Origin of the sequence: Xanthomonas indica (assembly GCF_040529045.1) — a bacterium.
Classification (GTDB): domain Bacteria; phylum Pseudomonadota; class Gammaproteobacteria; order Xanthomonadales; family Xanthomonadaceae; genus Xanthomonas_A; species Xanthomonas_A indica.
On the sequence record NZ_CP131914.1, the window covers coordinates 3,041,158 to 3,055,701 of the forward strand.

At 70.4% G+C, this 14,544-nt stretch carries 13 protein-coding genes and 1 riboswitch; of the genes, 5 read left to right on the plus strand and 8 right to left on the minus strand.

Features of this window, described 5'->3' with window-relative positions; translation table 11 throughout:
• Positions 1–3: 3 nt before the first annotated feature.
• Together Q7W82_RS13155 and trxB are read right to left on the minus strand one after the other, a co-directional pair.
• Positions 4–1,128: a GNAT family N-acetyltransferase gene (locus Q7W82_RS13155; protein WP_242158674.1), complete on the minus strand. Its 1,125-nt coding sequence runs from the start codon at positions 1,126–1,128 to the stop codon at positions 4–6.
• A gap of 114 nt (positions 1,129–1,242) precedes the next feature.
• Positions 1,243–2,211, minus strand: coding sequence for a thioredoxin-disulfide reductase (gene trxB / locus Q7W82_RS13160; protein ID WP_010341722.1), 969 nt, complete (start codon positions 2,209–2,211; stop codon positions 1,243–1,245).
• A gap of 287 nt (positions 2,212–2,498) precedes the next feature.
• Between trxB and Q7W82_RS13165 the strand changes: the two genes are divergently transcribed.
• The 3 genes from Q7W82_RS13165 to lolA all read left to right on the plus strand — a co-directional run bounded on the left by Q7W82_RS13165 (position 2,499) and on the right by lolA (position 7,566).
• Positions 2,499–4,856: a DNA translocase FtsK gene (locus tag Q7W82_RS13165; RefSeq protein ID WP_017909556.1), complete on the plus strand. Its 2,358-nt coding sequence runs from the start codon at positions 2,499–2,501 to the stop codon at positions 4,854–4,856.
• A 53-nt stretch (positions 4,857–4,909) separates the two neighbouring features.
• Positions 4,910–6,853, plus strand: coding sequence for a DUF3857 domain-containing protein (locus Q7W82_RS13170; RefSeq protein WP_242159056.1), 1,944 nt, complete (start codon positions 4,910–4,912; stop codon positions 6,851–6,853).
• 86 nt (positions 6,854–6,939) lie between these two features.
• Positions 6,940–7,566 carry an outer membrane lipoprotein chaperone LolA gene (gene lolA, locus Q7W82_RS13175; RefSeq protein ID WP_010341718.1) on the plus strand — a complete coding sequence of 209 codons (627 nt, stop codon included), beginning with the start codon at positions 6,940–6,942 and terminating at the stop codon, positions 7,564–7,566.
• Positions 7,567–7,612: 46 nt separating this feature from the next.
• Here lolA and Q7W82_RS13180 read toward each other — a convergent pair whose 3' ends face one another.
• Positions 7,613–8,740, minus strand: coding sequence for a cation diffusion facilitator family transporter (locus Q7W82_RS13180; RefSeq protein ID WP_242158676.1), 1,128 nt, complete (start codon positions 8,738–8,740; stop codon positions 7,613–7,615).
• A 145-nt stretch (positions 8,741–8,885) separates the two neighbouring features.
• Between Q7W82_RS13180 and Q7W82_RS13185 the strand changes: the two genes are divergently transcribed.
• Positions 8,886–10,259: a replication-associated recombination protein A gene (locus Q7W82_RS13185; RefSeq protein ID WP_242158678.1), complete on the plus strand. Its 1,374-nt coding sequence runs from the start codon at positions 8,886–8,888 to the stop codon at positions 10,257–10,259.
• Position 10,260: 1 nt separating this feature from the next.
• Positions 10,261–10,330: riboswitch (Fluoride riboswitch) on the plus strand.
• A gap of 110 nt (positions 10,331–10,440) precedes the next feature.
• On the plus strand, positions 10,441–10,860 hold the full coding sequence (crcB, locus tag Q7W82_RS13190; protein WP_017909551.1) for a fluoride efflux transporter CrcB: 420 nt from the start codon (positions 10,441–10,443) through the stop codon (positions 10,858–10,860).
• Positions 10,861–10,876: 16 nt separating this feature from the next.
• Here crcB and Q7W82_RS13195 read toward each other — a convergent pair whose 3' ends face one another.
• The 5 genes from Q7W82_RS13195 to Q7W82_RS13215 all read right to left on the minus strand — a co-directional run bounded on the left by Q7W82_RS13195 (position 10,877) and on the right by Q7W82_RS13215 (position 14,522).
• On the minus strand, positions 10,877–11,209 hold the full coding sequence (locus Q7W82_RS13195) for a DUF3325 domain-containing protein (protein ID WP_148828700.1): 333 nt from the start codon (positions 11,207–11,209) through the stop codon (positions 10,877–10,879).
• Positions 11,206–12,822, minus strand: coding sequence for a PepSY-associated TM helix domain-containing protein (locus Q7W82_RS13200; RefSeq protein ID WP_242158680.1), 1,617 nt, complete (start codon positions 12,820–12,822; stop codon positions 11,206–11,208). The genes Q7W82_RS13195 and Q7W82_RS13200 overlap by 4 nt, the downstream gene beginning before the upstream one ends.
• Positions 12,819–13,157 carry a DUF3649 domain-containing protein gene (locus Q7W82_RS13205; RefSeq protein ID WP_242158682.1) on the minus strand — a complete coding sequence of 113 codons (339 nt, stop codon included), beginning with the start codon at positions 13,155–13,157 and terminating at the stop codon, positions 12,819–12,821. Before Q7W82_RS13205 ends, Q7W82_RS13200 begins: the two co-directional genes overlap by 4 nt.
• Before the next feature lie 274 nt (positions 13,158–13,431).
• Positions 13,432–14,082: a tetratricopeptide repeat protein gene (locus Q7W82_RS13210; protein WP_242158684.1), complete on the minus strand. Its 651-nt coding sequence runs from the start codon at positions 14,080–14,082 to the stop codon at positions 13,432–13,434.
• Positions 14,079–14,522, minus strand: coding sequence for a cytochrome c-type biogenesis protein (locus tag Q7W82_RS13215; protein ID WP_242159057.1), 444 nt, complete (start codon positions 14,520–14,522; stop codon positions 14,079–14,081). The genes Q7W82_RS13210 and Q7W82_RS13215 overlap by 4 nt, the downstream gene beginning before the upstream one ends.
• Positions 14,523–14,544 lie beyond the last annotated feature (22 nt).

Sequence of the window (14,544 nt, forward strand, 5' to 3'; positions counted from 1 at the left end):
TGCTCAGGCGTCGTGGCGGAACGGCGAATGGCGCTGCAGCGCCGCCGCGTGCTGGCGGACTTCGGCGCGCTCCTGCGCGCACCACTCGGCCAGCGGCACGCGGAAGCCGGGGTCGGCGATCCAGTGGCGGCTGCGCACCAGCCGCGGCAGGAAGCCGCGAGCGATCTTGTGCTGGCCCTGCGCGCCCGGCTCGAAGCGGGTCAGGCCCTCGCGCAGGCAATAGTCGATGCCCTGGTAGTAGCAGGTCTCGAAGTGCAGGCCGGGCAGGGACTCGCCGCCCCAGTAGCGGCCGTACAGCGTGTCGCCGCCGCGCAGGCAGAATGCGCCGGCTACCGGCACACCCTTGTGCATGGCCAGGAAGATCAGCAGGTTGCGCGGCATTGTTCGCGCAAGATGCGCGAAGAAGTCCAGGGTCAGCGCTGGCGAATTGCCGTAGTCGTCGAAGGTGCGCAGGTAGAACCCGTACATCGCCTCCAGGTCGGCAGCGCTGGCCTCGTCGCCGTGCAGTACGCGGAAGTCGATGCCGGCACGCTGCACCTTGGCCCGCTCCTGGCGGATGTTCTTGCGGTGCTTGTGGTCCATCGCGCCCAGGTAGTCGTCGAACTCGGCCCAGCCGGCCTCGTTGTGCCACTGGTACTGCACGTCGTTGCGCTCCAGCCAGTCGGCGCCGAACGCGGCGTCTTCCTCGGCGCGGTGGAAGTTGACGTGGGCCGAGGACAGGCCGGTGCTTTCGGCGAGCGCCTGCATGGCCGCCAACAACTCCTGCCAGGCGGCCAGGTCGCGCGCCAGCAGCCGCGGCCCGGTCACCGGCGAGTAGGGCACCGCGCAAAGCCACTTGGGGAAGTAGTCCTGGCCGTAGCGCGCGTAGGCATGCGCCCAGGCGTGGTCGAACACGAATTCGCCGTGCGAGTTGCTTTTCAGGTACCCGGGCGCGGCCGCGACCAGCGTCTCCCCGTCCCAGACGCTGAGATGCAGCGGGCTCCAGCCCCAGTCCGGGCGCAGGCAGCCATGCTGCTCCAGCCCGGCCAGGAAGGCGTGGGCGACGAACGGATTGCGGCCGTCGTGCAGCGCGTCCCAGTCGGCGGCGGCGACGGTGTCGAGCCGGCGCAGCCAGCGGATCCGGCTCATCGCCCCGGCCACCGCAGCAGAAGGGCGCGCCGACCGCCGGTTGCGTCGCAGCGCGCGCTTGCCGGCGCGCGGCGACTGTCGACCCGGGGTCGGCGACTCAGGGCGAGCGCGGACTCAGGCACCCTTGTCCAGGTAGCGCTCGGCGTCCAGCGCAGCCATGCAGCCGAAGCCGGCCGAGGTGATCGCCTGGCGGTAGTGCTGGTCGGCGACGTCGCCGGCGGCGAACACGCCCGGCACCGAGGTCTCGGTGGCGGCGCCGCCCAGGCCGGAGCGGATCTCCAGGTAGCCGTTGTGCATCGCCAACTGGCCGTCGAACAGCTGGGTGTTCGGGTGATGGCCGATGGCGACGAAGAAGCCGTGCGCCTCCAGGTCGCGGGTGCTGCCGTCCTGCACCGACTTGACCCGCACGCCGGTGACGCCGGCCTCGTTGCCCAGCACCTCGTCCACCTGGTGGTGCCAGACGGTCTCGATCTTGCCGGCGGCCACCTTGGCGAACAGCTTGTCCTGCATGATCTTCTCCGCGCGCAGGGTGTCGCGGCGATGCACCAGGTAGACCTTGCGGGCGATGTTGGACAGGTACAGCGCCTCTTCCACGGCGGTGTTGCCGCCGCCGACCACGACCACGTCCTGGTCCTTGTAGAAGAAGCCGTCGCAGGTGGCGCAGGCGGACACGCCGCGGCCCTTGAACGCCTCTTCCGAGGGAATGCCCAGGTACTTGGCGGTGGCGCCGGTGGCGATGATCAGCGCGTCGCAGGTGTAGTCGCCGCTGTCGCCGCTGAGCCGGAACGGGCGCTGCGACAGGTCGGCGGTGTGGATGTGGTCGAAGATCACCTCGGTCTCGAAGCGCTCGGCATGCGCCTGCATGCGCGCCATCAGGTCCGGGCCCATCAGGCCGTGGGGGTCGCCGGGCCAGTTGTCGACCTCGGTGGTGGTCATCAGCTGGCCGCCCTGCTGCAGGCCGGTGATCACCACGGGCTTGAGATTGGCGCGCGCGGCGTAGACCGCGGCGGTCCAGCCGGCCGGGCCGGAGCCCAGGATCAGCAGGCGGGAATGCTTGGCGGAATTGGCGGCAGAGGGGCTCATGTATACTCGCGAACAGGGTGAAATGGCGGCGGAAACGCGGCATTGCGCGGGTTCCGGCGAAGGCGCATAGAGTGGCGGCCGGCCTGGAACGAATCAAGCCGCGTGGCGGAAACGCTGCGGCCCGTCGCGACCGACGGCCTCCGCGGCGCGCCAGTGCATGCTGCCAGCAGGCGCCGCCGCGGCACAGCGGCGCGAGACCGCACGATTCAGGTAGCGCCTGCTGAAATGCAAGGGCGATTCGTTTATTATCAATCACTAACGATGCATTTCTAAGGTCTGGTCATAGCGTGGCGAAGCAGGTTCCGGAACGCGGCAAATCCCAGGGCGCCAATGCGGCGGCACGCAAGCAGGGCGCCGCGCCCAACCCACGCCGGCAGAAGCTGTGGCGCGATCTGGCGCTGATCGCGATCGCACCGCTGCTGCTGTACCTGCTGGCCAGCCTGGCGACCTATTCGGCTACCGATCCGGGCTGGTCGCATACCGGCAGCGTGGTCGCGCCGGTGCACAACATGGGCGGCAAGTTCGGCGCCTGGATCGCCGACGTGCTGCTGCAACTGTTCGGCTACGTGGCCTTCCTGCTGCCGGTGGTGATCGGCGCGATCTCCTGGATCGCGCTGTTCGGCATGGACCAGGACGGCGACGGCGAGGCCGACCTCGGCCCGGCGCTGCGCCTGGTCGGCATCGTCGGCTTCCTGATCGCCGCCACCGGGCTGCTGCACCTGCGCCTGTTCGCCGGCGACGTGGCCGGCGCCGGCGGCATCCTCGGCAAGCTGGTCGGCAATTCGCTGGGCGCCGGCTTCGGCGCGCTCGGTGCCAACCTGTTCGTGCTGGTGCTGCTGCTGGTGTCGGTGACCCTGGCCACCGGGCTGTCCTGGTTCGCGGTGATGGAGCGCATCGGCAAGGCGGTGATGACCCTGCCGGCGCTGGCCCGACGCGGCACCCAGCAGGCCAACGAATGGCAGCAGACCCGCGCCATGCGCGAGGAACGCGAGGAAGTGCGCAAGGTCGACGCGGTGCAGCGCGCCAAGCGCGAGCCGGTCAAGATCGAGCCGCCGCCGGCGCCGGTGGTGGAGAAGAGCGAGCGCGCCAAGCGCGAGCAGCAGATCCCGCTGTTCCACGGTACCGGCAGCGACCCCTCCGGGGTGCCGCCGCTGGCGCTGCTGGACGACCCCAAGCCGCAGGCCAAGGGCTATTCCGAGGAGACCCTGGAAACCCTGTCGCGGCAGATCGAGTTCAAGCTCAAGGACTTCCGCATCGAGGCGCAGGTGGTCGGCGCCTATCCCGGTCCGGTCATCACCCGCTTCGAGATCGAGCCGGCGCCGGGCATCAAGGTCAGCCAGATCAGCTCGCTGGACAAGGACATCGCCCGCGGCCTGTCGGTGAAGTCGGTGCGCGTGGTCGACGTGATCCCGGGCAAGTCGGTGATCGGCCTGGAAATCCCCAACGTCAGCCGCGAGATGATCTATCTCAGCGAACTGCTGCGCTCCAAGGAATACGACAAGTCGGCCAGCCCGCTGACCCTGGCCCTGGGCAAGGACATCGCCGGGCGTCCGACCGTGGCCGACCTGGCGCGCATGCCGCATTTGCTGGTCGCCGGTACCACCGGCTCGGGCAAGTCGGTGGCGGTCAACGCGATGGTGCTGAGCCTGCTGTACAAGGCCTCGGCCAAGGACCTGCGGATGCTGATGATCGACCCGAAGATGCTCGAACTGAGCGTCTACCAGGGCATCCCGCATCTGCTGGCGCCGGTGGTCACCGACATGAAGGAGGCCGCCAACGGCCTGCGCTGGTGCGTGGCGGAAATGGAGCGCCGCTACAAGCTGATGAGCGCGGTCGGCGTGCGCAACCTGGCCGGCTTCAACAAGAAGGTCAAGGACGCGCAGGACGCCGGGCAGCCGCTGATGGACCCGCTGTTCAAGCCCAACCCGGACCTGGCCGAGGCGCCGCGGCCGCTGGACACGCTGCCGTTCATCGTCATCTTCATCGACGAATTCGCCGACATGATGATGATCGTCGGCAAGAAGGTCGAAGAACTGATCGCGCGCCTGGCGCAGAAGGCCCGCGCGGCCGGCATCCACCTGATCCTGGCCACCCAGCGTCCGTCGGTGGACGTGATCACCGGCCTGATCAAGGCCAACATCCCGACCCGCATCGCCTTCCAGGTCAGTTCCAAGATCGACTCGCGCACCATCCTCGACCAGTCCGGCGCCGAGACCCTGCTGGGCCATGGCGACATGCTGTACCTGCCGCCGGGCACGGCGATGCCGGACCGCGTGCACGGCGCCTTCGTCAGCGACGAGGAAGTGCACCGCGTGGTGGAGCACCTGAAGGCCAGCGGCCCGGCCGACTACATCGAGGGCGTGCTCGACGAGGTGCAGACCATGGGCGACGGCACCGTGATCGGCGCCACCGGCCTGCCCGAAGCCGGCGGCGGTGGCGGCGACGAATCCGACCCGCTGTACGACGAGGCCCTGCGCATCGTCACCGAGACCCGCCGCGCCTCGATTTCCGGCGTACAGCGGCGGTTGAAGATCGGCTACAACCGCGCCGCGCGGCTGATCGAGGCGATGGAAGCCGCCGGGGTGGTCAGCCCGCCCGAACACAACGGCGACCGCAGCGTGCTGGCGCCGCCGCCACCGAAGTGAGCCGCACCGCGCCCTCCGCCGGCCATGGCCGGCGCCTGCGTGGACCGGCGCCACTGCGCGCGGTGCGATGGTTGCTCGGCTCGGCGCTGCTGGCGCTGGCCGGCCTCGCCGCGGCGCAACCGGCGCCGACCGCGGAGCGCGACACCGACCAGCCGGCCGCGGCTGCACCGGTGGTCAGCAACAACTACAGCTACGTGCGCTACCGCGCCGACTACGAGGTGCGCGAGGACGCCACCAGCGTGGAGACCGACGAGGTCGAGCTGCTGCTCAAGACCAAGGCCGGCGTCGACCAGTTCAGCCAGGTGCGCCTGAGCTACAGCGAGAAGCTGGAGACGCTGGAGGTGCTGGCCGCCTACACGCTGACCCCGGACGGGCTGCGCCACGACGTGCCGGCCGACAAGATCTACACCCAGGAAAGCTATTCCAGCGCGGCAGCGGCGATGTACGCCGACCGCAAGGTCAAGGTGGTGGTGTTTCCCAACCTGATGCCCGGCGCGCGCCTGGTGTACCGGGTGCGGCGCACCCAGAACGTGCCGTACTTCCCCGGCTACTTCAGCCTGTGGGAGACCTTCAGCGTGTTCTCCCAGTACGACGACGCCACGGTGACCCTGGTGGCGCCGCGGCGCCTGCAGATGATGCACCTGTACACGCGCGGCGTGCAGGGCAGCGACACGCCGCGGATCGACGGCGAGCAGGCGCGCTGGGAGTGGCACTACAGCCGCCGCGAGCCGATGAAGAGCCAGAACTGGTCGGCGGCGACCTGGGAGTTCAGCCCGACCATCATGGCCAGCAGCTTCCGCCGCTGGGCGCAGATGGCCCAGGCCTACCAGCACAGCAGCGCCGCCGCCGCGCAGGTCACGCCCAAGGTGCGCGCCCGCGCCGAGCAGATCACCGCCGGCATCAGCGATCGCCGCGCACAGGCCGCGGCGCTGTACGAATGGGTGGCGCGCAACATCCGCTACGTGGCGGTGTACCTGGGCAACGGCGGGCTGCAGCCGAACAGCGCCGACAGCATCCTCGACAACCACTACGGCGACTGCAAGGACCACACCGTGGTGCTGGAAGCGCTGCTGGCGGCCAAGGGCATCGCCAGCACGCCGGTGCTGATCGGCGCGCAGGGCGGGCCGACCCTGCCCGAGGTGCCGGTGCTGGGCCGGTTCAACCACGCCATCACCTATCTGCCCGAGTTCAAGCTGTACGTGGACTCCACCAGCCCGTACGCGCGCTTCGGCCAGTTGCCGGCCGGCGACCTCGGCGCGCCGGTGCTGCACACCGCCGACGGCACCCTGGCGCGCACGCCGCCGGACGATGCCAAGCGCAACCGCTACCTGGTCGAGACCGACTATCGCTTCGCCGCCGACGGCAGCCTGAGCGGCATCACCCGACTGGACAGCGGCGATGTCGGTGAGGTCGGCCTGCGCACGATGTTCGTGCAGCTCAACGCGCAGAACCGCACCCGCATCGAGGAATCGATCCTTGCCGCCTCCGGCTTCGACGGCAGCGGCGAGTTGCTGCTGCAGGGCGCGCCGCAGGACCTGCGCCGGCCGTTCGGCTACGCCTACCGCTTCCACGCGCACGACTACGTGGACTTCGGCGTGGTCGGCGGCATGAGCCTGCCGCTGATGCCCGGCGCCGACTCGGTGCGCGGGGTCTACAGCACCGCCTCGGCCGAGCGCAATCTGACCCCGTTCTACTGCAACGACAACGCGCGCAGCGAGACCTATCGGCTGACCTTCCCGGACAGCGTGCCGATCATCGCGATCCCGGCCGACACCCATTTCCGCAACGCCGCCGGCGAATACGCCGCGACCTGGGTGCGCGACGGACAGACCGTGACCGCCACGCACACGCTGCACCGGCGCGCGATCCACGGCCCGGCGGCGCTGTGCCAGCCGCAGGACTACGCCGCCTTCCGCGAGCTGTACCAGCAGGTGCGGCGCGGCTTCCGCGGGCAGATCCTGTACGGCGACCTGCGCCGGATGCAGACCGGGCCGTAGCCGTATCTTGGCCGGCGACGCCCTCTGATCGCCTATTCAGCCGCGCCGGGTCACACTTCCCACACCCCATCCGGAAATCCATCCGCATGCTTCGCACACTCCGCTACACCGTCCTCGCCACCGCGCTGCTGGCCGGCTCCGCCTTCGCCGGCGCCCGTGAGGACCTCACTGCCTTCACCCGCGGGCTGAAGGGCCTGGACGGCCAGTTCGCGCAGAAGGTCTACGACGGCAAGGGCACGCTGAAGGAAAGCTCCAGCGGCCGCGTCGCCCTGTCGGCGCCGCGCCTGTTCCGCTGGGAGTACCGCAAGCCCTATACCCAGCTGATCGTCGCCGACGGCAGCAAGGTCTGGGTGTACGACCCGGACCTGAAGCAGGCCACGGTGCGCGCGCAGGGCAGCGAGGAACAGAACAGCCCGCTGACCGCGCTGATCGACCCGGGCAAGCTCGACCGCCAGTACGACGTCAGCGAGGAGGCGGTGGCCCGCGACGGGCTGCAGTGGCTGACCATGACGCCGAAGGTGGACACCGAGGCCAGCTTCCAGATGGCCAAGCTCGGCTTCGACCGCAACGGCCTGGCACGCATGGAAGTGGTGGATCCGGTCGGCCAGCGCACCGAGATCAGCTTCAGCGACTGGAAGCGCAATCCGGCCTTCGCCACCGGCACCTTCCGCTACGTCCCGGATAAGGACGTGGACGTGGTCGGCGACCGCTGAGCCGGCTGCCGCCGCGCGCGGTCTCGGTGCGCGGCGGTCTTCCCGGTCACTCCGGGCAGGTCTGCACTTCGATGCTGACGTGGCCCAGGGTGGCCACGCCCTGCAGGCGCGCGTGGTAGAACGCCGCCGGCCGCGGCCGGTGGGTCACCAGCGACACGATCGCCGCGTGCTGGCCGGGGCCGACCCGCCACACGTGCAGGTCGGCGATGCGTTCGTCGTCCTGCTGCAGGCGGTCGCGGATCTGCGCCTGCAGCGCCGCCGGCGCCGAGGCGTCGAGCAGCACCGCGCCGGTGTCGCGCAACAGCGCCAGCGACCAGCGTGCGATGACGATGGCGCCGACGATGCCCATCAACGCATCGGTCCAGGTCCAGCCCAGGTACTTGGCCAGCAGCAGGGCGACGATCGCCATCACCGAGGTCAGCGCGTCGGCCAGCACGTGCATGTAGGCCGAGCGCAGGTTGTGGTCGGCGTGCGCGTGCCGGTCGTGGCTGGCGGCCTGCGCGGGCGCGACGTGGGCGTGTGCGTGCCCGTGGCGATCGCGGGGGTGGTGATGGTCGTGACCGTGCGCGTGATCGTGGTCATGCCCATCGTGGTGCGCGTGCGCATGGTCGTCATGCCGATGCGTGGCATGGGCATGGCCGTGTTCGTGATGATGGCCGTGACTATGGCCGTGCCCGTGCCCGTGCCCATGCCCATGCCCATGATCATGATGATGGTCGGCGCCCAGCATCCAGGCGCTCAGCAGGTTCACCAGCAGGCCCAGTGCCGCGATCCACAGGGCCTCGTCGTAGGCGATGTGCACCGGCTGCGCCAGGCGCAATGCCGACTCCACGCCGATGCCGAGGGCGATCAGCGCCAGGATCAACGCGCTGGAGAAGCCGGCCAGGTCGCCGACCTTGCCGGTGCCGAAGGTGAAGCGCGGATTGTGCCGGTGCCGCCGCGCGAACCAGTAGGCGAAGCCGGCCAGCGACAGCGCGCCGGCGTGGGTGGCCATGTGCAGACCGTCGGCCAGCAGCGCCATCGAGCCGGTCCACCAGCCGGCGACGATCTCCACGCCCATCATCGCGGCGGTCAGCGCCACCACCGACCAGGTGCGGCGCGCGTTGCGCTCGTGGCGCGTGCCGAGGAAGTCGTGCTGATGGGTGAACGCGTCCAGGGTGTCGTGGTGGCTCATGGCGGGGGGGGCGGCCGTGCGGTGGAGGCGTCGCGATTCTAGCGCTCGCATTGGCGCCACGCGGGCCTGCGGCGCCGGGCACGCCGGCAGCCGGGATACATGCCGGCGGCAAGGCGTACACGGGCCGCGGCGATAGAATGGGCGCATGGCCAAACGCAGACCCTTCGCTTCCGATGCCCCCGACCTGCTGAGCGTCGACCGCGAGGCCATGCGCCCGCTGGCCGAGCGCATGCGCCCGCGCACGCTCGACGAGATGGTCGGGCAGAAGCGCCTGCTGGCGCCGACCAGTGCGCTGCGCCGTGCGGTCGCGTCCGGCCGGGTGCACTCGATGATCCTGTGGGGGCCGCCGGGCTGCGGCAAGACCACGCTGGCGCTGCTGTTGGCGCAATATGCCGAGGCCGAGTTCAAGGCGATCTCGGCGGTGCTGTCCGGCCTGCCCGAGGTGCGGCTGGTGCTGGCCGAGGCTGCGCAGCGTTTCGCCGACGGGCGCCGCACGGTGCTGTTCGTCGACGAGGTGCACCGTTTCAACAAGGCGCAGCAGGACGCGTTCCTGCCGCACATCGAGCGCGGCACCATCCTGTTCGTCGGCGCCACCACCGAGAATCCGTCGTTCGAGCTGAATTCGGCGCTGCTGTCGCGCTGCCGCGTGCACGTGCTGGAGGCGGTGTCGCCGCAGGACATCGCCGAGGCGCTGCAGCGGGCGCTGCACGATCCCGAACGCGGACTCGGCGCCGAGCAACTGCAGGTCTCCGATGCGGCCTTGCTGGAGATCGCCGGCGCCGCCGATGGCGACGTGCGGCGCGCGCTGACGTTGCTGGAAATCGCCGCCGAGCTGGCCCAGGACGAGGGCGGCGAGATCACCGCGCAGACCCTGCAGCAGGTCCTGGCCGACCGCACCCGCCGCTTCGACAAGGGCGGCGAGCAGTTCTACGACCAGATCTCGGCGCTGCACAAGTCGGTGCGCAGCTCCAACCCGGACGCGGCGCTGTACTGGCTCACACGCATGCTCGACGGCGGCTGCGACCCGTCCTACCTGGCGCGGCGGCTGACCCGCATGGCGATCGAGGACATCGGCCTGGCCGATCCGCGCGCGCAGTCGATGGCGCTGGAAGCCTGGGATATCTACGAGCGCCTGGGCAGCCCGGAAGGCGAACTGGCCTTCGCGCAGCTGGTGCTGTACCTGGCCAGCACCGCCAAGTCGAACGCCGGCTATGCCGCCTTCAACCAGGCCAAGGCCGAAGTGCGCGAAACCGGCACCCAGGAGGTACCGCTGCATCTGCGCAACGCGCCGACCAAGCTGATGAAGACCCTGGGCTACGGCGCCGACTACCAGTACGACCACGACGCCGAAGGCGGCATCGCCCTGGACCAGACCGGCTTTCCCGATGCGATGGGCGAGCGGGTCTACTACCGGCCGGTGGAACGCGGCCTGGAGATCAAGCTCAAGGACAAGCTCGACCGCCTGCGCGCCGCGCGCGAGCAGGCGCGGGCTGACAAGGCCGGGCAGTCGGCTTCATAATCGGCGTACAGGAGATGGCATTCCTCCTCGAACCGCCCGCAGCACTGCGTGCTGATGATGCCTGCCCAACCCCCGCCGGGGTGGCAGGCGTGCGCCCCGGCATCGTCCTTGTGGAGAATCCGATGCCCGTTTCCTCTCGTTTTTCTGCTGCCGCTCCCGCGTTCGTTTCGCGGAGGCGCGCATGAACCTGACCCTGTGGTGGCAGCAATTGCTGCTGGCGATGGCCGGCGGCGCAGTCGGCTCCGGCCTGCGTTTCGCGGTCGGCAGCGCGCTGCTGCAGCGCTATGGCGCCGGCTTCCCGTGGGGCACGCTGGCGGTGAACCTGGCCGGCGCCTTCGTCGGCGGCTTCCTGCTGGTGTGGATCGAGGGGCGCGGCGCCAGCGCTCCGTACTGGCGGGCGCTGCTGATCGTGGGCCTGGTCGGCGGGCTGACCACGTTCTCCTCGTTGATGATGGAAAGCATGGTGTTCGTGCGTAACGGCCGCCTCGGCATGGTGCCGCTGTACCTGGCGATCACCCTGGCGGCGGGGCTGGTGCTGGTGTTCGCCGGCGCGCGCACCGCGGCCGAACTGCGGGCACCGACGGTGACCGCCGACCGCTGAACGGCCGGGCGCGCGCTTATCCCAACAACGCGGCGCCGACGCCCAGCGGCGGCGCCAGCAACGCCAGCGGCACGATCAGCCGCGGCCGGTACGGCAGCAGGCCCAGGGTCAGCAGCGCCGCGCTGGCGCTGAGCGAACCCACCCACAGCACCGGGCCGATGCCCCAGCCGCGCGCGGCCACGCAGCAGGCGAACGCCGCGCTCAACAGCAGCCAGCCGGCGGCCTGCAGTTGCCGCAGGCGCGGCGCGGCGGCGCGGCGTGCGCCGTACAGGTCGAGCTGGTGCTTCTCCATGCCCAGGCACAGCGCGACGAAGCCGGAGAAGGCCAGGCACAGGCCGAGGACGGTCATGCGCCCTCCGTGGCCAGGACCGGCTTGCCGGATCCGCCGCGGTCGTGGGCGCGGCGTTCGGCCGCCGACAGCGGCGGTTGCCAGCGCTGCATGCGCCGCGCGGCCAGCGCCAGGGCGATACCGAGGAACAGGCAGACCAGGTCGAATCCGGCCAGCGCCCAGTCTCCGGCCAGCAGGCTCACGCCCAGGTGCGCATCGGTGGTGACGGCGTTGAGCAGCGGCAGCAAGCCGAACAGTGCCGCGCCCGCGTACAGTTGCCAGGCCCACATCGCGCGCTTCGGCCACACCTGCGCGGCGACCAGGGCCGCGGCCCAGGCCAGGAAGAACACCGCCGCTTCATTTTCCGGGCGCGACTCCAGGTGCAGCGGCAGCAGCCGGTTGCCCCAGAAATAGGCGGCGAAGGCGATCGGCAGCCCGGCCACGGTGCCGATGTTGAGCGCGTCGACCAGGCGCAGGCCCAGGCCGATGCGGCCGGCCTTGGCGTGCTTGGGCCGCTCCTTGACCGCCCACAGGATCGCGCCGCTGGCCACCATCAGGCAGCCGAGCAGGCCGCAGCCGAAGAACAGCCAGCGCAGCCAGGGACCGGCGAAGTGCGCCAGGTGCAGGCCGTACAGGGTGCTGCGGGTTTCCGCGGCGGCGCCCAGCGTGCCGCTGCGGCCGAGGATCTGGCCGCTGCCGGCGTCCAGCAGCAATGACGGCGTGGTGTAACCCAGGCGCTGGCCGTCGCCCTGGCGGATCTGGATGGCCGCGGCCGCGTCGCCGGCGTTGTACACGGTGAATCCGGCGATCGGCGCCTGCGGGCCCCATTCGCGGCGCGCCACGTCCAGCAGTTGCGCGATCGGCAGCATGCGCCCGGGCGTACCGCTGGCCTCGCGCAGGTTCTCCGGTTCCTGGAACGCCTCGGCGTAGAACGCCTGCTCGGCGTCGGGGTAGGCGGTCTTGATGCCCCAGGGCAGGTACATCAGCATCAGTGTGACCAGCCCGGTGTAGGTGATCATCGCGTGGTAGGGCAGGGCGAGCACCGCGCTGGCATTGTGGAAGTCCAGCCACGAGCGCTGGCCCTTGGCCGGGCGGAAGGTGAAGAAGTCCTTGAAGATCTTCTTGTGGGTGATCACGCCGCTGATGATCGCCACCAGCATGAACATCGCGCAGAAGCCGACGATGTAGCGCGCCCAGAGCGCCGGGATGTAGTGCAGGTCGAAGTGCAGGCGGTAGAAGAAGTCGCCGCCGCGGGTGTCGCGGGTCTGGCTGGCCTCGCCGCTGACCGGGTCGAGCAAGGCGTTGCCGAACATCTCCTTGCGGCTCTGGCGGGCGCCGTCGGCCGGCGGCGGATTGCGCCAGAACAGGTCGGTGAACGGCGCGCGCGGATTGGCCAGCGACACGAACCACTGCGGCGACTGCGGTGCCTCGCGCTGCAGCAGCGCCACCGCACGGGCGGCCACCACGTCGGTGCTCGGTTGCGCCTGCGGCAGTTCCGGACGCATCCAGCGGCTGATCTCGTTGCGGAAATAGCTGGCGGTGCCGGCCATGAAGATCAGCAGCAGCACCCAGGACACCAGCAGGCCGCTCCAGGTGTGCAGCCAGGCCATCGATTGGCGCAATCCCTGCTTCATGGCGCGTGCTGCTGCAGCCAGGCGATGGCCAGGGCCATCGGCGCCAGCAGCGCGGCGATGCCCAGCCAGGCGCGCCCGGCGCTGCGCGCGGCGAACGCCCACAGCGCGGTGCAGGCGCAGACCAGGATGCCCAGCATCATCCCGCTCAACACCGCCTGCGCGCGCACCGAAGGCCACAGCAGCGGCAGCAGCACCGCAGTGGCCGCGGCCAGCGCATAACCGCCGACGATCGCCGCCAGGGTGCGCGCCAGCACGCCCAGCCAGGGCGGCAGGGAGCGGCGCCGCGGCGTCGCCGGGGCGTCAGGGACGTGGAGCGAGGTGGAAGAAGAAGACATGCAGGCCCGTGGGGAGGAAGCACCGGCTGGGCAGCGGACAGCGCGTGGCGGCGGTGGGTGAGATGTCGGTTAATGATACGCATTCCTATCTTCGGTGCAAATGCGGGGAGATGAACCGTGCGCTGGTGTAGTTGGCGCTGCCGCCGCGCTGGGCTGCGTCATGGCATGTTCCGCGATCCCGGCATGCCAAGCCGTCGCCGCGGACACACTGAAACGCATGCGCGAGCAGGCTCTCTGAACAACCCGCGTCGCCGCCGCGATCGCTGCGACCGCGTCAGCGCAGCGTTGCGTTCCCCGGCGAGCCATTGGCCGCCATTGCCTCAGCCGTGGTGATCTTCTGCGTCACCGTCTCGCGCAGCGGCGATGCGGCGGGCAGCAGGGTGAACAAGTGGTGCCAGTCGCCTGCCGCATCGGCATAGCGTTGCTGCTGGAACGCGGCGATGCCGCGAATCCACAGCGCCCGCTGGTTGTCCGGTTGCTGCGCCAGCACCCGGTCGAGCATGGCGCGTGCGGCGTTGCCGACGGCGAGATCGGCGCGTTGCGCCATGTCGGTCTCGGCCCAGCCGAGCAGCGCCTCGACATTGTCCGGGGCGATCCGCAGGGCCTGCGCATAGGCCTGCTGCGCGTCGTGCGGGCGCTGCGCCTGTTGCGCGTCCCAGGCCTGCTGCAGCCAGCCTTGCAGCCGTTGCGCGGTCTGCTCCGGCGCAGCCGGCGGCTGCGGTTGCAGGGGGACGCCGGCCAGGGCCGTCGGCGTGCCGATGCGCCAATACAGGCCGGCGCCGAGCAACGGCAGCAGCAGCGCCAGCAGCAGGGCGATGCCACGTTGCGGACGTATGCCGGGACGCTGGGCGAGCAGGGGACGCAGCACGGCGACCAGGGCGATGCCGAGCATCGTCGCGGCGGTGAGGGCGAAGCCGGGCGTCACCAGGCGTCCTCCGCGTCGGCGTCTGCCGTTGCGGCACCGATGGCACGACGACGGTGCCGCAGCGTCGCCACGACCATGCCGGCGCCGCCCAGCAGCAACAGCGCCGGCCCGAACCACAGCAGCCAGGTGCCCGGCGCCAGTGGTGGGTCGTACAGCACGAAAGCCGAGTAGCGATCGACCATGTACTGCTTGATCTGGGCATCGCTGCGCCCGGCCTTCAGTTGTGCGAACACCTGGTGGCGCAGGTCGCGCGCCAGGGTGGCGTCGGAATCGGCCAGGTTCTCGTTCTGGCAGACCAGGCAGCGCAATTGCGCGGTCAGGTGCTGGAAACGCTGCTCCTGCACGCGGTCCTTGAAGGGCAACGGATCGACCGCCTGGGCGGAGGCCGGCAGTGCGCCGCCTATCACCCACAGGAGCACCAGCAACCGCCACCACGGCATGCGCCGGGGCGTCCGTGCGACG